At 43.4% G+C, this 15,998-nt stretch carries 14 protein-coding genes and 1 riboswitch; of the genes, 7 read left to right on the top strand and 7 right to left on the bottom strand.

The window, feature by feature from the left end; translation table 11 throughout:
* Nucleotides 1-68 precede the first annotated feature (68 nt).
* Both DK188_RS01215 and DK188_RS01220 read right to left on the bottom strand, forming a co-directional pair.
* Nucleotides 69-695: a class I SAM-dependent methyltransferase gene (locus DK188_RS01215; RefSeq protein ID WP_111668957.1), complete on the bottom strand. Its 627-nt coding sequence runs from the start codon at nucleotides 693-695 to the stop codon at nucleotides 69-71.
* A complete protein-coding gene (locus DK188_RS01220) occupies nucleotides 682-1,584 on the bottom strand; it encodes a patatin-like phospholipase family protein (protein WP_111668958.1) in 903 nt (300 codons plus the stop codon). Before DK188_RS01220 ends, DK188_RS01215 begins: the two co-directional genes overlap by 14 nt.
* Before the next feature lie 60 nt (nucleotides 1,585-1,644).
* Between DK188_RS01220 and DK188_RS01225 the strand changes: the two genes are divergently transcribed.
* From DK188_RS01225 to DK188_RS01245, 5 genes are all read left to right on the top strand, one after another.
* Nucleotides 1,645-2,067 carry a VOC family protein gene (locus DK188_RS01225; RefSeq protein WP_111668959.1) on the top strand — a complete coding sequence of 141 codons (423 nt, stop codon included), beginning with the start codon at nucleotides 1,645-1,647 and terminating at the stop codon, nucleotides 2,065-2,067.
* A gap of 8 nt (nucleotides 2,068-2,075) precedes the next feature.
* Nucleotides 2,076-3,134 carry an aminotransferase class I/II-fold pyridoxal phosphate-dependent enzyme gene (locus tag DK188_RS01230; protein WP_111668960.1) on the top strand — a complete coding sequence of 353 codons (1,059 nt, stop codon included), beginning with the start codon at nucleotides 2,076-2,078 and terminating at the stop codon, nucleotides 3,132-3,134.
* Complete coding sequence (locus tag DK188_RS01235; RefSeq protein WP_111668961.1) at nucleotides 3,131-4,366, top strand: serine hydrolase; 1,236 nt, start codon at nucleotides 3,131-3,133, stop codon at nucleotides 4,364-4,366. Before DK188_RS01230 ends, DK188_RS01235 begins: the two co-directional genes overlap by 4 nt.
* A gap of 24 nt (nucleotides 4,367-4,390) precedes the next feature.
* Nucleotides 4,391-4,660, top strand: a complete 270-nt coding sequence (locus DK188_RS01240; protein ID WP_111668962.1) for a hypothetical protein — start codon at nucleotides 4,391-4,393, stop codon at nucleotides 4,658-4,660.
* Between the two features lie 76 nt (nucleotides 4,661-4,736).
* The gene (locus tag DK188_RS01245; protein ID WP_111668963.1) at nucleotides 4,737-4,997 is read left to right on the top strand and encodes a hypothetical protein; all 261 of its coding nucleotides are present in this window, start codon (nucleotides 4,737-4,739) and stop codon (nucleotides 4,995-4,997) included.
* A 17-nt stretch (nucleotides 4,998-5,014) separates the two neighbouring features.
* Here the strand turns inward: DK188_RS01245 and DK188_RS01250 are convergent, their stop codons facing one another.
* Entirely contained in the window at nucleotides 5,015-6,457 is a 1,443-nt protein-coding gene (locus tag DK188_RS01250; protein WP_111668964.1) for a DASH family cryptochrome, read from the bottom strand.
* Between the two features lie 219 nt (nucleotides 6,458-6,676).
* On the opposite strand from DK188_RS01250, the gene DK188_RS01255 reads away from it, so the two are divergent.
* Entirely contained in the window at nucleotides 6,677-9,082 is a 2,406-nt protein-coding gene (locus DK188_RS01255; RefSeq protein ID WP_111668965.1) for an alpha-L-rhamnosidase-related protein, read from the top strand.
* Nucleotides 9,083-9,103: 21 nt separating this feature from the next.
* Here DK188_RS01255 and DK188_RS01260 read toward each other — a convergent pair whose 3' ends face one another.
* The 4 genes from DK188_RS01260 to DK188_RS01275 form a co-directional block, all read right to left on the bottom strand.
* Nucleotides 9,104-11,317 carry a DUF5916 domain-containing protein gene (locus DK188_RS01260; protein ID WP_232825633.1) on the bottom strand — a complete coding sequence of 738 codons (2,214 nt, stop codon included), beginning with the start codon at nucleotides 11,315-11,317 and terminating at the stop codon, nucleotides 9,104-9,106.
* Nucleotides 11,318-11,403: 86 nt separating this feature from the next.
* Complete coding sequence (locus DK188_RS01265; protein WP_111668966.1) at nucleotides 11,404-11,832, bottom strand: secondary thiamine-phosphate synthase enzyme YjbQ; 429 nt, start codon at nucleotides 11,830-11,832, stop codon at nucleotides 11,404-11,406.
* Nucleotides 11,833-11,908: 76 nt separating this feature from the next.
* Nucleotides 11,909-12,322: a hypothetical protein gene (locus DK188_RS01270; RefSeq protein WP_157963139.1), complete on the bottom strand. Its 414-nt coding sequence runs from the start codon at nucleotides 12,320-12,322 to the stop codon at nucleotides 11,909-11,911.
* Nucleotides 12,323-12,380: 58 nt separating this feature from the next.
* Nucleotides 12,381-13,226 carry a fumarylacetoacetate hydrolase family protein gene (locus DK188_RS01275; protein ID WP_111668968.1) on the bottom strand — a complete coding sequence of 282 codons (846 nt, stop codon included), beginning with the start codon at nucleotides 13,224-13,226 and terminating at the stop codon, nucleotides 12,381-12,383.
* A gap of 90 nt (nucleotides 13,227-13,316) precedes the next feature.
* Nucleotides 13,317-13,414: riboswitch (TPP riboswitch) on the top strand.
* A gap of 139 nt (nucleotides 13,415-13,553) precedes the next feature.
* Here DK188_RS01275 and DK188_RS01280 point away from each other — a divergent pair.
* Nucleotides 13,554-15,944, top strand: a complete 2,391-nt coding sequence (locus tag DK188_RS01280) for a TonB-dependent receptor (protein WP_111668969.1) — start codon at nucleotides 13,554-13,556, stop codon at nucleotides 15,942-15,944.
* Nucleotides 15,945-15,998: the final 54 nt, after the last annotated feature.

Here is a 15,998-nt window from a genome sequence, read left to right on the forward strand (position 1 = left end):
TGGAATAAAAGTACTGCTGGGTCAGTCTGAAGAAATTTGTTAAAATCTAGGTCCGAAGCCTTTTCCTTCTAAAGGCTTCCAGCTTCTTTTTCCAATACAAAAACACCCATCGCACGTTGTCCATGTACCAAGACTGACTTTGGGTTTTCAAGATGCCGAAAGCCCATTTTTTCTAAGTTATCCACATGTACTTGGGTTAGCAAAAACCGCTCTGATCCTTCAGGAAGCAGGAAATTCCCATTTTCCAGCGCTTGACTTTCCTCCAAAATCCCCCCAAAACCAGTCGTCATTCGAAACCAAAATATGCCACCCGGTTTGAGTACTCGATAGATCTCTGAGATCATTTGCCAGAAGTTATCCACACTGTCAGCAAAGTGCAAGACCGCCGAGCAAATCACCGCATCAAAAGCTCCTGCATGAAATGGAATGTCTTCTAGTCTCCCCACTTGAAATCTGTGTGCATCAAATTCGGGATTTAAGCTTTTGGACAGGTATCTACAATATTGAATCGCCATTTCATTCGGATCAATGCCAAAAATCGGATAGCCTTTATTGATGAAATAGACTGCATTTCTACCTTCGCCGCAACCTGCATCCAGAATTTTCATTTCCTTGGTAAATCGACCCTTCAGTATCTGATCCAATAGGTAGATATCCACATTCCCTAAAAGCCGATTGAGTTCAGTTACTTCCATTTTCCAATTGGTCCAGGGCTTCTTTTGTTTTTTGACGACCGATTTCTATCATTTCTGCCGCACGGTGAAATTCCAGCGTTCCAGCCTGTTTTCGAGAGATTCGAACCATCATATCGACCGGATATTTTTCGATCAACAACTGACAAAAACGGTCTTGAAGCAAATCAAAAGATCTGGTGATCAAATTTAGGGAGGAAAGTGAACTTGGTTTTTCTTCTTTTTCCGCCTCAGGAAAATAGGAGCTCATCTTGATGCGGTAATCTTTTAGCCAACTTGGAAGGGTAAGAAAGCGGTTTCCCTCCTCATCCCTTTTGGGAGGCTGAATGTAATGTGAGTCGGGACCATTGACCTCTACCACGATCAGCAGGCGGTTTTTATGGTTTGAAATCAGGGAAATCGGAACGGGATTCAGCACACCACCATCTATAAATTCATGCCGATGATGCCGAGCAGGTTGGAATACGGACGGAATACTTCCCGATGCCCGAATCGCTGCATAGAGGCTTCCCTCACGGAAAATTACCTCTTCACCGCTTTTGTAATCTACCGCATTGCAGGAAAATGGTATGCTCAGATCTTCGATCTGACAGTCTTTGACTACTTTCTTCAGGGCATTGTAGACTTTTTCACCTTTGATAAAACCTCGGCTCGAAAAGGTGAAATCCATCAAAGAAAAGACATCCAGGCGATCCAGATTGCAGATCCAATCCTTGAATTCGGACATTTTTCCTGCAGCATACATGCCCCCTACCAACGCTCCGGCAGAGCACCCGGCAATCTCAGCGATCTCATAACCACGGTTTTCCAGCTCCTCGATCACGCCGACGTGCGCCAATCCCCTTGCCCCACCACTGCTCAAAACCAATGAAACTGTTTTCTTTTTTGACATATCTTTAAGGACTGAAAAAACTATCTTTCCGACGAAAAATTATTAACGAAATTAAGCATTATGAGCGAATTTAAACCCTTTCACCTCGCATTCCCTATTCGGGATATTGCCGAAACCCGCGAATTCTATGGTGATTTGCTGGGATGCGAGATCGGTCGTAGTACTGATAAATGGATCGACTTCAACTTCTTTGGGCATCAGCTATCTGCCCATATCAAGCCTGAGGAACTTGCGAATGCCAAGACCAATGAAGTCGATGGGAAAAATGTACCTGTCAGACATTTTGGAGCAATTTTGGGCTGGGAAGAATGGCACGAACTCGCTGAAAAACTGAAAGCGAATGGGACAAAGTTTGTCATTGAGCCTTATATCCGTTTCCAAGGCGAAGTGGGTGAGCAGGCAACCATGTTTTTCTTGGATCCTTGTGGAAATGCACTGGAATTTAAGTCCTTCCAAGATCCCTCTCAAATCTTTGCCAAATAAATTCAGTTTTGAAAAACTACTACCTGGACACCGGAGTCGGTCGTATGATCGAGATAGATGGAAGAGACTATTTCTATTTCAGCGGGACTTCCTATCTAGGCATGGCTCAGGACATGGATTTCTTGGATGTTTTAGCCAATAACCTTTTTGAGTTCGGAGCAAACCACGGCCAAAGTAGAAATAACAATATTCGACTTCGGGTATTTGATGAATTTGAGGAGTCTTTTGCTTTTGCTGTGAATGCAGAAGAAGCAGCAGTATTCAGCTCCGGATATCTTGCAGGGATTGCTGCATCCAAGTCCTTAGCTCATGAAGCAGAGGAAATTTGGATCGCACCGGATTCGCATTCGGCTATTGTTCCAGATAATTTTAAACCCGCCATGCAATTAGATTTTTTACAATGGAAAAATGAGTGCTTGGCGAAAGCTGAGCAGCTTTCTCCTCGAAAAATTTTGATCATTGGAAATGCCTTGGACCCAATCCGCTGTGAGATTCATGACTATGGCTGGGTCAGTGAAATCGCTAAAAAGCATCAGGTAGCTCAGCTCATCGATGATAGCCATGCCTTTGGCACGCTTGGACCAAGCATCTATGGTACGTTTGCCCAGTACGCTGACCCTCGTATTGATTTAATGGTTTCAGGTTCTTTGGGAAAAGGTTTGGGCTTGCCTGCAGGAATCATATTGGGGTCTTCAGCGCAAATTCAAAAAATCAAACAAACCCCTTTATTTGGAGGGGCTTCCCCAGGTTCACCAGCTCATTTACAGACTTTTTTGGAACTGGAAGATCGGTATTTGGAGAAAAAAGCCTGGCTAAAGCAAGCTTGTGAACTCTTTGCCAATGAAACTGCGAATATTTCCCAAATCAAAGGCAGCAAGCTGTTTCCTGCCTTTGCATACTCAGAGGATTCTTGGGTGCGGGAATTCGAAAAGGCCGGAATTATCACCTCTTCCTTTGCTTATCCTACGTCCCAAAGTCCAAGTGTCAATCGGATTGTAATTTCCGGTTTTCATGAAAAGGAAGATTTGATGTATCTCAGTGGAATTATCCAAAATCTTGCAAAATGACTAAACAACTAACTGTAATTCTGTCAGCCGTTTTTTTGCTATCCTCCTGTTCAGAAAAAGAGGATTTGCCTTTTCAATCCGGTTTGGAGAATTATCCTACCTTGAGCATGGTCTTGAAGGATTCCTCCAAATACCATGTGCAAATCCTGTATACCCAAATCGACCGAAACGAACACGCGAATCCTTTGATGACAACGTATGAGTTTAATCTGGATGATGAGCGCTACTTCTATCCTGCCTCTACGGTAAAGCTTCCGATTGCAATTTTAGCTTTGGAATGGCTGGAGGAGCAAAATATCGAAGGGCTGACCGCCAAGACGATCATGTTGACGGATTCTGTTAGACCATCACAATTTCCAGCTTTGGTGGACAGTACTTCCGAATCGGGACTACCGAGTATCGGCCATTACATCAAAAAGATTTTGCTGGTTTCGGATAACGATGCCTACAATCGGCTTTACGAATTGCTCGGACAGGATTACATCAATCAGAAGCTAAAGGAAAAAGGCTTGAATCAAACCATGATCAATCACCGGCTTAGCATGCCGATGAGCCCGGAGGAAAACCGACAGTTTAACCCGATTCGGTTTGTGGATAAGTCGGGAAAAGTTATACTTGAAATCCCAGCACGGAGTACAGAAACAGTCTATTCAAATCCTGACCAACCTAAAATCGGGAAGGCATACTACTCAGGAGATTCCCTGATCAATGAGCCGCTGGATTTTACGTACAAAAACAAATTTTCAATTTCGGATTTCGATGGGGTGGTAAAGCGGATTGTTTTTCCACAGGCATTCCTTGGAGATGAGCGATTTACAATCAGTGAAGACCATCGAAATTTTATTTTGAAGTACATGAGCATGCTTCCAGCAGAGAGTGATTTTCCAAGTTATCCACAGGAAGAGTACACCGATAGCTATTCGAAATTTTTTAAGTTTGGGACAAATGAAAGTCCGATTCCAGCTCAATTCCGAATCTTCAACAAAACAGGTTGGGCCTATGGACACTTGATTGATGGAAGCTATTTTGTGGATTTTGAAAATGGGGTAGAGTTTTTTGTCACAGCGGTGATCTACACTAATGAAAATGAAACGCTCAATGACGATACCTATGAAACTGAAGAAATAGGCATGCCTTTTTTTGCGGAGTTGGGAGAGTATTTGTACCAAAGAGAGCTGAAGCGGAAAAAGCAGATTCCGGCGGATTTGAGTAGGTTTAGGTTTGAGTATTAGTTGGATTGGAATAAAAATTGAAAAATGGAAAGTGCGAAACCAAATGAGAAGAAGCGATATTTAAAAGCATTTTGGTGGATTATACTACTTTTAAGCCTTGCAGGAGTATTAAGCGACGGGATTATTGACTTGAATCAAGGATATGATTGGAGTTTTATCACCCAGCCAAAATCCTATCTTAAATTGATTTTTTTAATTGCATTCTGGTTACTAGGGTTTTATTTGTTGTTAGTCAGGCCGAAACTAAAAGGTGAAGAATCTGAATTTGAAAAAAGCAAAACGAAAAACTTTTAATCAGGGCACAATTTTGTTCAAAGATTTAAGTGGAGATTAGTTTTGATTTTTTGAATGAACTTTTAACTTTTAGACTATGAAAGATTTTCTAGACTATCTAAAATGGAAACCCACTTGGATAGGAATCCTAGTCGGTTCGGTTGGATATATTTTATTCGTTCAAGCGTATGTATACCCAACCTTGACTTTTGATTTTTCTGTGATTTACGAGTGGTCAGCTTGGAGAAATCTTTTGATATGGCAGACATGCATGACAATCGCTTCTTATTTCACTTTCGGGAAGCCAAATAGAAAAGTTTGGGCAAAAGAAAAACCTCAGTCTCCTGAGGTTTCTTAAATAGGTTTTGGTTTGAATTAATACGCTTTTTCTAAAGTGGGCATGTTCCTCAACGCATGTGGATAAGTGTGTCCCAGTTGGATTTTTAGACTTTTGAGTTTGGATGTGGATAAGTCCCAAGGTTGATGGATGTCAAACCCTTTAATTGCCTGTAATTCAGGAATCATCATTCGGACATAATCCCCATTTCGGTCATAGTTTTTCGCTTGGCGGAGGATATTGAAATAGCGATTTTCTCGTGGATCATTTCCTACTCCACCGACATACATCCAGTTGCCCCAGTTGGAGCAGACATCGTAATCGATAAGTTTACTTTCAAAATAACTCGCTCCCCAAGTCCAGTCAATTCCCAGATCATTCACCAAGAAGCTAGCAACGATCTGTCTGCCACGGTTAGACATAAAACCGGTAGCGTTCAGCTCCCGCATGTTAGCATCAACAAAAGGGACTCCTGTCCTCCCCTCAGCCCAAGCCTCGAATTGAGGCTTATCTCTACTCCAGGAGTCCTCTTGATTTTTGATGCCTTGTATTTGGAAGATCTTATCTCCGTGCTTCTTTGCAATGAATCTGAAGTAGTCTCTCCAGACCAATTCAAAGATTAGCCAATACGTGCTGTCATTCTTTTTACGCTCTTTTTCATAGCGTTTGACTTCTTCGTAAATAGATCGGGGAGAAATACAGCCCACTGCCAGCCATGGCGAAAATTTGGAGCTGTAATCCATCCCGATCAGCCCATTGCGGGTTTCCTTGTAAACTTTCAGTAGATCTTTCTCCCAAAAAAAGGACTGAAGTCGCCCAGACGCGGCTTGCTCTCCACCTTCTATCTCCAACCACGATTTTGCAATCCGGTCAGGTTCCTCCAGTCCATAAGTATGTAGCGATGGCAATTCTCCCAATCTTGAAGAATCAAGATCACTTGGAAAATTTAATCTCTTTGGCGTGCTCCAAGCAGGACGGATTTTGACCATTTTTTCTACCGCCTTGCGGAAATGTGTGAAAACCTCGGGTGTCTGACTCACTGGAAAAGGTAAATCGTCTATGTGGTATAAGGTACTTTGCCAAAAACTTTCCGTCGCGATACCTTTGGCGAAGGCATTTGTTTCTAAGGACTTTTCCACATTCCTCTCTTCCGAGGTTACTTCCTTGGAAAAAAATATTCCTTTGGCTTCCATTTCCTCTGCCAATTGAACAAGCTTGATCTCAGGCATGCCCTGAAGTACTATCAGGTCAGCACCAAGCTCACGGAAAGATTTGCGTAGCGCATCTACTGATTCAATCAAAAACTTGGTTCGAAATGCCCCCGTTTTACAGTATCCCAAATCCGTCTTAGACCACATTCGGGGATCAAAACAATAAACAGGAACAACTTCATTGCCCGACTGGATTGCTTTAATCAAGGTCTCATTATCAGTGATTCGAAGATCGTTTCTAAACCAAACAAGTATCCGATTATGCCTCATATCGCTTCAAACAGAGAGTTGAAGCGAAGTGTTTTGCTTTTTTGGACAATTTTAATTGATGTATTTTATGTTTAGGATAAGGTTCTTTTTGTCCCTGATTTTGTGAATTTGATCCTTTGTTTCAGAACTTGAATTGATCTAATTCTTTTCAGAGTATTCGGTTTAAAAAGTAAAGTCAGGATAAAAACCCTAATTTTCCGCATCCTAATCACATTCCGTATGCATTCGAAAACCTTCCTTTTCATCACTAGCCTAGCGAGTTTTTTGGCTTGCTCTCCACCTTCATCCGAACAGTTTGTTTTTACAGATTTGGAGACACAAGCAGGTCTAAGCGGAAAGGCAGATTATCTCGGTTCGCCCTTTGCAGCTGCAGGTGATCGTGTTTATCTGGTTGGTCATCAAGATGGGACGTTCCCCGATTTAGGTTGGCATGTGCAAGGTGAAATGGGTGGAATCTGGCTTCATCCGATCAAACTGATGGATGGATTTACGGCATCCATTACCGTGAATGATAACTCGTTTTGCCTGGACAAGGCTACATCATTTACGAATTATCCTTTCGCCAATGTATTGGATTTTACAACTCCAGATGCGGGAATAGAGGTGGAGCGCTTGCATTTTGTACCCGATGGCCGGGCCGGAATGGTGATTCTTTTCAAGGTTAAAAATGTGGATAAGTCAGATCGATCTCTTCGATTTGATTTCAATGCCTATGTGGATTTGATGCCTGTTTGGCTTGGAGAACGAACCGGAATGGTGGATAATGCAGATGAGATAACCTTCAGCGAGCAGACAAATACGTTCACAGGAAAAGATCAAGGAAATGACTGGTTTGTAGTGTGGGGAAGTGCGGAAGGAATGACATTGAGTCCGACAGAATCTTCAACTTGCCAAATGTCTCCGAAAGGAAATGGTGCCAATGCTGGCTTTGCCTTAGACATCACGATCCCAGTAGGAACTGAGCAGATTATACCAATTTTTATTTCCGGATCAACAGAGAGTGAATTGAAGGCAATGGAAACTTTGGCGGACCTAAGATCAAATCTGCAAAGCGATTGGCTAGACAAAAAGGACCGGTATAAAACGATTCAGGAATCCGCACAAATCACCATTCCGGACAAGGAACTTCAACAGGCATTTGAGTGGGTCAAATACAATACCGACTGGCTAGTTCGTGATGTTCCCGGCATGGGACGTGGATTTGGGGCCGGATTGCAGGATTACCCTTGGTTTTTTGGAGTGGACAGTGAGTACACGATTCAGGGTTTGATAGCGACAGGGAGAAAGGATTTGGTTTATTCCACTCTGGAACTTATCCACAATCTTTCTGAAAAAGCGAATGGAAATGGCCGGATCGTCCATGAAGTCAGCACAAATGGTGCGGTGTTCAATCCTGGAAATATCAATGAAACTCCACAGTGGGCATCCACGATCTGGGAAGTGTATCGCTGGACTGGAGATCGGGAATTTCTGGAAACCTACTTTCCGTCCATTGAAAAGGGACTCGACTGGCTACTCAAAGAAAATGACAAAGACGGGAATCTTCTGGCTGATGGCTATGGCATGATGGAGATTCATGGCCTGGAGTCCGAGATGATCGACGTGGCGGTGTACAGCCAAAAAGCTTTTGCAGATGCCGCAAAAATGGCTGAGATACTCGAAAAAGCGGAACTTTCTAAAAGTTATCAACAAACTGCCGATGCGTTGGCCATTAAGATAAATAAAGACTTCTGGGTGTCGGAATTTGGGAGCTATGCGGACTTTATCGGAACGGCAGAAGATGCCCTTCACCTGATTGATGGAGCGATTATTCGGGCCGATACCTTGAATAAACCTTGGGCTGTGGCAGAATTGGAAGCTACAAAAGCCAAGTTATCCACACTGCCAAAAGACCAAAAGCAAGGATTTGTTCTGTATCACAATTGGGTTGTGAATACACCTATGGAGACGGGAATTGCTGACTCTGAGAAAGCGAAAATTGCTTTGGAGACAGGAAGAAAGTACACCAATCCGTTCGGTGTTTTTGTCACTGGAATTGATCGAGATGAGAGTTCAGAAAATGCAGATGGATCATTCGTCGGGAGTAAAAGTTTTTCTTACACGGGCGCTGTAATGACCTTGCCTACGGGCGTATCTGCAATTGGGGAAAACAATTACGGCAATCCAGATCAGGCGTTGGACTACCTCAAGCGGATGACTCGGAGTTTTGGCTTTGCATTGCCTGGCTCGATCTATGAAGTTTCGCCCGATTACGGCATGTTTACCCAAGCATGGAATTTATACAGCTATACCGTTCCCATTGTAACGCAGTTTTTTGGGATCAAACCTGATGCTGGCAACAAGGTTATTTACATCCGCCCTCAAATGCCCAGCACTTGGGAGGAAGCTTCCATTCAAAAAGTCATCATTGGCGATAATGAAATCAGCATGAGCTATGTGGATAAGTCTGGAGTTCGAAGCATAGAAGTTTCCCAAACTCAATCCAAATGGGGAATTTCAATTGAGATTCCTGAGGAATATTCAAAAGTGAAAATCTTGGGAAAAGAGATCAGTTCGGACACCAAAGACGGATTCAGACGAATTCTGATGACCGGGAAAAAGGTGAGAGTAGAGGCAGAGAAATGATTTATCCTATCTTCTAGTCAATTAAAGATTCAACCAATAATTCAACTTCAGCACTAAAGACCGCTGCTTTGGCGTAAAATCCCCTGGGAAATAATTGTCCGTGTACACTAAGAAAAAATCTGAAACAGGCGCATATCTCCATTGCAAACGCGTGTTGATATTTAGGTTGTCGATCTGATTGTTGTATTGGATAAAGGTTGTCCAGAAGATTTTATCCGTGAAAGTTAAGTCTATTCTAGGTCCGACTAGAATTAAATCAGCATCGCTTTGTGGCTCAGGAAGCCGGATTCTTGCATAGTTGAAGTTCATGGAAATGTTGGCCAAATAGCCTATTCTAACACCCATCTGGCTGGTAATCCGCTGAAAATTCCCCGTAAAATATTGTCCTGCTTCAGCGTCCAGCATGATATTGAATACATTCCTAGGGTTGCTTTGATATTCAATCTGTACGGTCTTGTTGACATAATCTGTGCCCGCTAGCAAAGGCTCGCCTCCCGAACGGGTAGGGTCAAAGTCTTGAAAAAGATATACGTATCGATTTCGCTGCGTGATCTCAAGCTCCGAAAGTGAATTGAATCGAATCAAATAGCCCAAGTTGATGTCCCGATCTGTTTGGCCAAGATCCTCATTCCAGTACCCTTCGTACTCCAATTTTGGTCCGTGGCGATTGATCAGCCTGGATTTAGGATAAAACAAATAGGAGACATCTGGATTCAGTCTGGTGAAATTAACCCTAGGCACAAATCCCACTGCGGGGTTGAAATTTTCTCCGATATTCTGAAAGCTGATGCTCCAGTTCCAGTGAATATCTGTGAAGAGCATATAGGCATTGAAGGAATAGGGGGCATCCTTTTTTTCAGATTCAAAAGTCCTGTGATAGAATACTTTGCCGGTCCACTTGCCGTCGGCTGAGTTCAAGTTGTAATCAAGCCCAAGTAGTCGATTGTATGCGGTTGGATCAAAAAGCTGCTGAAATTCATCCAAGGCCAGCGATTCTTTATTTACATAAATCAAACCGATGTTTGATCGGGTAAATACTTTTTTCTGTAGTGCCAAAACAGAGAAATTCTTTCCGGAGACCCCCGCATCTTCATCAGTCGCGGTTTGCATATTCATGGCGCCAATCCGCCAGTCTTCATTTATTTTGCCACTGAGACGAGCACCGTAGATGATTTTGCTTTGGATATTTTGTCCTGTAGCCGAATCGATATCCACTCCGATTCTTCTGGAGAAAAACGGCCGAGAACGCTGCTGTCCAAAACTGTCGAAGAGGTCTGCATTTTCAAGAAAAAACTGTCTCCTTTCCGGAAAAAATATCTCAAATCGATCCAAGTTGGTCACCTGTTGATCTACTTCCACCTGTGAAAAATCCGGGTTGAAGGTCAAGTCAAGGTTAAGAGCCGGCCCAATTCCAATTTTCGCATCGCCTCCAAATGCAGGAGTAAGCGATTCGGAGCTTCCTTCGATATAGTTTTTGGAAGTTCGGGCAGCAGTATACGGAATCAGGGAAATATTCGCCGAAGTCTTTTTGATGGGTTCTTCGAAAATCAGCTTTTTGCTGAATGCGGTGGAAATTATCGGAATATTTCGAGGAATGGGTGTCCAGGTACTCCGCTCACCAAGCTCGCTGTCGATCCGATAGACATTTAGATTCCAGTTTTGAGCCCCATCATTGAATCGGAGAGTTGACAGCGGAATGACCATTTCTGCTTGCCAGTGGTTTTCAAAGATTTTGGCTTCTGAATACCATTTATTGTCCCAGGCCAGGCTCAGATCTGCAGAAGTCATTCCTCCATTGGAGATCAGGCCCTCTCGCTGTACGCCGTAGGGATTGATCCCAAATGAGAATGCATTGGTTTTATCATTGAAGGTATCCATGACGAAAACAATGGCGTCATTTTGCTCACCTCTGAAATCACGACGCAAGGACGTAGAGACATACTTTCTGGGACCTAGATTCTCCATCACCGCCGCGATGTACAGATTCTGCTCATCGAAGGCAATCTTCATTCGGGTTCTCACACGTGAGGCTGAAGTGTCAGAAGGAAAATATTGTCTGAAATTGCCATTCCAGCCTTCTTCATTGGTCCAGATCTCTTCATCCAGGATGCCATCGAGCGTGATGAGTTGGGCGAGCTTAAAGGCAAAGGCATTGGTCTCACCTGCATTCTGCGCAAAAGAAACAGTAGAGGTCAGGCATAGCAGGATTGCTGCTTTGGCAAGGATAGATTTCATGTAAGGTCGGAGGTACTCAAAAGTAACTTTGCCAACTCATTCCAAGCAAGGAATTTTACCAATGGTAAAGCAAATTTTTTAACCGATTATTTGGAGCCGAAAGCGGTTAATATGAGGTTTCGGGCTCCACCATGGTGCCGAAATTCGCAGAGGTAAATTCCCTGCCAGATTCCTAGGGCAAGTTTTCCACCGGAAATTGGAATTTGTAGGCTTACACCGAAAAAAGCGCTTTTAATGTGCGCAGGCATATCATCATCGCCTTCATAGTCGTGGACAAATCGTGGATAAGTCTCTGGAATTAATTCATTTACAAAGGTTTGGAAGTCTTTTCTGACAGTCGGGTCGGCATTTTCATTGATGCAAAGTCCTGCGGAAGTATGCTGTAAAAAGACCTGCAAAAATCCGATCCTGATTTCCTTGAGTTCAGGAATCGCTTTTTCAATTTGATCCGTGATGAGATGGTATCCTTGTGGATAACTCGGAAGGCGAAGGGGTTTTTGAACGAAAAAACTCATGCTGGAGGATTAATTGATTCCATTTGGCATTACTTAATCAATAATTGATGTTGCTTTTTCTGATAACTAATAGCCTCTATTTAACTATCTCAAAGTAATTGGTAGGGCCGTCGCAGGGAGCACTTCCTCCAGAGAGGATGCCGTCATTATCCAGAAATAATTGTTCCGTTGGGCCTGAGCAACTGTGAGCGAGTTTTCCATCAGGGAAAAGAAGTATATAAACTGTTCTTTTCCCTCCTTCTTGGTAATCTCGCTTTTCCCTTTCATATGTTCCTGTAGCAGTTTCCTTTCCTACCGTTTTTAGAAATGTCCCATCCCGATTGAAAAGATAAGTATATGTGGAATCGGGTGTGGAAATCAATCCAGTGTCGCCTCCGAAACCATAGGTTCGATGGCCGATAATTTTCCATGTTTGTGGAAATTGATTTTCCGATTCAATACAGGATAACATTATGAAAATCAGAAGTAAAATGCTTAATGAAGATTTCATAGAGTTAATTTTGTTACTGAAATCAAAACGGTAACTCTGTACTGATTGCTACAAATGATCAAATCTTCCCAACTTTATTTTCTAAAGTCCCAATCCCTTCAATGGTGATTTTTACTACGTCGCCAGCCTGAAGAGTGAAATTGTCCGGAACGATTCCTGTCCCTGTCATCATCAGACAACCGATCGGAAAGGTACTTGATCTAAATAGCCAATCTGCCAATTCCTGTGGCTTCCGCTTCATTTGGTCTAAAGTAGTTTCGCCGGAAGCTTCGGTTTTACCATTTCTTAAGATTTCGAGGCTTATTTTATTGGAGTCTGGAAGCATTTCCTCCTGAATCAAAATGCAAGGACCGATGGCTGCGCAGCCCTGATAGACTTTCGCCTGCGGCAAATAGAGCGGGTTTTCTCCCTCGATACTTCGGCTGCTCATGTCATTGCCGACGGTAAATCCCTGCACTTTTCCCGAAGGGGAAATCAGCAAAGTCAACTCCGGCTCAGGCACATCCCAAGTGGAGTCTTTTCGAATATTGACTGTTTCACCAGGATTGGAAACGCGACTTGAAGTTGCCTTGAAGAAAAGCTCCGGCCGATCAGCAGCATATACTTTATCATAAAAATCCGCTCCGCCGGCATCTTGTGATTCTTCCATCCGTGCAGTTCGGCTTCGGTAATACGTAACTCCCGCCGCCCATACTTCCTGATTGCCCATGGGTGCCAAAATGCCTTCCTCCTTCAATTCTTCTGCTTTATCAATTGAGATATTTTCCCAATGTGCTGCCTCTGATTTCAACAATTTGGGAAGATTTTCTCTTCCCAAGAGTTGATCCCAATCGAGTTCAGGACCCAGAAAGATTCCATTTTCGCTTTCTAAAAGTGTTCCGGAGGTAAGTTTGTAGAGCTTCATCAATTGGTTTTAGGTTTATTTTTCGGGAATTTATAAAAAAGGAATTGAAGCGGGAGACTTGTAAAGAAACTTTTCGCTCGTAACTTTGTCGGAGATCATAAGGGGTGCCTTAAACAAAACGGGCTGAGATCATACCCATACGACCTGATCCGGGTAATGCCGGCGAAGGGAAATGAGAATAGTAAAATGACTGTGTCAACTGAATCGCTGAAGAGGTACCCTTCAGGCTAGTTCGTTGTATTCATTTTACATACCGGGTAAACTATCACGGAGGACCTCCCTTGGGTTTTCTAATGTTTCACTCAAGCACCCGAAAGGGAAGATTACATGAAAAAGTTAGTATTTGGCTTGGTTCTAAACCTTGCTACACTTGCCGCTTGGGCTCAAAGCAGTTTGAGCGGAAAAGTTATTGATGCACAAAGCGGACAACCGCTGGTAGGAGCATCAGTCTGGACAGAAAATATCGGAAAAGGAGCTGTCACAGACGGGAATGGGATATTTTCTATTGCCAAACTTCCAGATGGAGAAGTTGAATTACGGGTGTCATACCTTGGATTTGAAACCTTTCGGAAAACGATCACGCTTCCCTTTTCTGGAGATTTGGAAGTTTCTTTGCAGGTTAAAGATTTCCTTACTGAGGAGTTTATCGTATCCGCGACCCGAGCTTCTGGAATCACTCCCACGACTTTCACAAATGTGGATAAGTCTGAAATTGCCAAACGAAATTTGGGTCAAGACATCCCTATTTTGCTAAATTTCACACCTTCTGTGGTGAGTTTTTCGGATGCTGGAGCAGGTGTTGGGTATACCGGACTTCGGATAAGAGGTTCGGATCAAACTCGAATCAATGCTACGGTCAACGGTATTCCAATGAACGACGCCGAATCGCATGGGGTCTTTTGGGTGAATATGCCTGATTTTGCGAGTTCGGTGGAAAATGTACAGATCCAGCGTGGAGTCGGTACATCGACCAATGGTGCTGCCACTTTTGGCGCTAGCCTAAATTTCCAAACTGACACCCGTCGAGATGAAGCCTATGCAGAGTTGGACAACGGATTCGGTTCTTTCAACACCTGGAGGCATACCGTGAAAGCTGGTACAGGATTGCTCAATGACCGATTTGCGGTGGATGCCAGACTCTCCAAAATCACCTCGGATGGCTATGTCGATCGGGCATTTTCGGACCTGAGCAGTTGGTTTGTGTCTGGTGGATACTACGGTGAAAAAAGTGTGATCAAACTGATCGCATTCTCAGGAAAGGAGCAAACATACCAAAGCTGGTATGGCTTGCCGGAATCCAAATTGGAGGACGACCGAACGTATAATTTCTACACCTACGACAACGAAACGGATAATTACCAGCAAGATCACTATCAGTTGATTTATACTGGGAAACTCGGAAGTAATTGGAAAACCAATCTTGCGCTGCATTATACCTATGGGAGGGGCTACTACGAGCAGTTTCGCGAAGATGATGACTTTGCTAGCTATGGCCTGCCTCCAGTAACAATTGGGGATGAAGTCATCGAAAGTACAGACATCATTCGACGTCGCTGGCTGGACAATGACTTCTATGGCTTTGTAGGCTCAATAAATTATGTCTCCACAGACGGAAAACTGGATATGATCCTTGGTGGTGGAGCCAATCGCTACGATGGGGATCACTTTGGAGAAATTATCTGGGCTCGTGTCGCAGGGAATACCAGCATCCGTGATCGCTACTACGACAATAATGCGATCAAGGATGACAAGAATGTCTATGCGAAAGCAACGTATGAAGTGAGCCCTGGACTGAATCTATTTGGAGACCTTCAAGTCAGGGGAATCAATTATTCATTTGATGGAGTCAATGACGACCAGCGCGTAGTGACTGGTCAGGAGAAGTATACCTTCTTCAATCCGAAGTTTGGATTTTCCTATGAAAAAGGAAATCAGACTTTCTATGCCAGCTATGCCGTGGCCAACCGCGAACCAACTCGATCTGACTTTACAGACAATCCAATCTCTGAAGTTCCCAGACCTGAAAAGCTTAATAACATCGAGGCTGGAGTTCGTGCCAAAGCTGGAAACTTCAGCTATACTGCCAATTTTTACTACATGAACTATCGGGATCAGCTGATTCTGACAGGCCAAATCAACGACGTGGGAGCATATATTCGCGAAAATGTCGAATCTTCCTATCGTGCTGGGATCGAATTGGATGGAGCTTATAGACTTTCTTCAGCTTGGACCTTGGGTGGAAATATTGCTTTCAGCCGAAACAGAATCAAGGAATTCACCGAGTACATCGATGATTACAGCGTGGAGGAATTTCAGCAGGAAGCAATTACCAACACGGATACAGATATTGCCTTCTCACCAAATGTGGTCGGTTCTGCGATCATTGAGTTTCAACCCACCAAAAATTTGTCAATCAACTGGCTGAGCAAGTATGTGGGTCAGCAGTTTTTGGACAACACGGGAAATGAAGGAAGGGCTTTGGATGCCTTTCTCACCAATGATTTGCGAATCAGCTATACTGCCACGCCGAGGTTTTTTAAAGGCTTGGAGTTGAATCTGCTGATCAATAATATCTTCAATGAGCTGTATGAGCCCAATGGTTATACCTTCAGCTACTTTGTGCCGGGAGAAACGAGCGGTAGGGAATTGGTGACTGAAAACTTCTACTATCCACAGGCAGGGACTAATTTCTTGCTGGGATTGCGGATGAAGTTTTAAAGGATTTATTTCTCACAGATGGCGCAGATGAGCACAGATTGATTCATCTGTGTC

Source organism: Algoriphagus litoralis, assembly GCF_003259255.1.
Lineage (GTDB): Bacteria > Bacteroidota > Bacteroidia > Cytophagales > Cyclobacteriaceae > Algoriphagus > Algoriphagus litoralis.

Coding starts and splice junctions, on each gene's coding strand:
- DK188_RS01250 (WP_111668964.1), bottom strand. CDS start 6,457: ATGAGGCATAATCGGATACTTGTTTGGTTTAGAAACGATCTTCGAATC.
- DK188_RS01275 (WP_111668968.1), bottom strand. CDS start 13,226: ATGAAGCTCTACAAACTTACCTCCGGAACACTTTTAGAAAGCGAAAAT.
- DK188_RS01220 (WP_111668958.1), bottom strand. CDS start 1,584: ATGTCAAAAAAGAAAACAGTTTCATTGGTTTTGAGCAGTGGTGGGGCA.
- DK188_RS01225 (WP_111668959.1), top strand. CDS start 1,645: ATGAGCGAATTTAAACCCTTTCACCTCGCATTCCCTATTCGGGATATT.
- DK188_RS01235 (WP_111668961.1), top strand. CDS start 3,131: ATGACTAAACAACTAACTGTAATTCTGTCAGCCGTTTTTTTGCTATCC.
- DK188_RS01245 (WP_111668963.1), top strand. CDS start 4,737: ATGAAAGATTTTCTAGACTATCTAAAATGGAAACCCACTTGGATAGGA.
- DK188_RS01270 (WP_157963139.1), bottom strand. CDS start 12,322: ATGAAATCTTCATTAAGCATTTTACTTCTGATTTTCATAATGTTATCC.
- DK188_RS01265 (WP_111668966.1), bottom strand. CDS start 11,832: ATGAGTTTTTTCGTTCAAAAACCCCTTCGCCTTCCGAGTTATCCACAA.
- DK188_RS01280 (WP_111668969.1), top strand. CDS start 13,554: ATGAAAAAGTTAGTATTTGGCTTGGTTCTAAACCTTGCTACACTTGCC.
- DK188_RS01215 (WP_111668957.1), bottom strand. CDS start 695: ATGGAAGTAACTGAACTCAATCGGCTTTTAGGGAATGTGGATATCTAC.
- DK188_RS01255 (WP_111668965.1), top strand. CDS start 6,677: ATGCATTCGAAAACCTTCCTTTTCATCACTAGCCTAGCGAGTTTTTTG.
- DK188_RS01260 (WP_232825633.1), bottom strand. CDS start 11,317: ATGAAATCTATCCTTGCCAAAGCAGCAATCCTGCTATGCCTGACCTCT.
- DK188_RS01240 (WP_111668962.1), top strand. CDS start 4,391: ATGGAAAGTGCGAAACCAAATGAGAAGAAGCGATATTTAAAAGCATTT.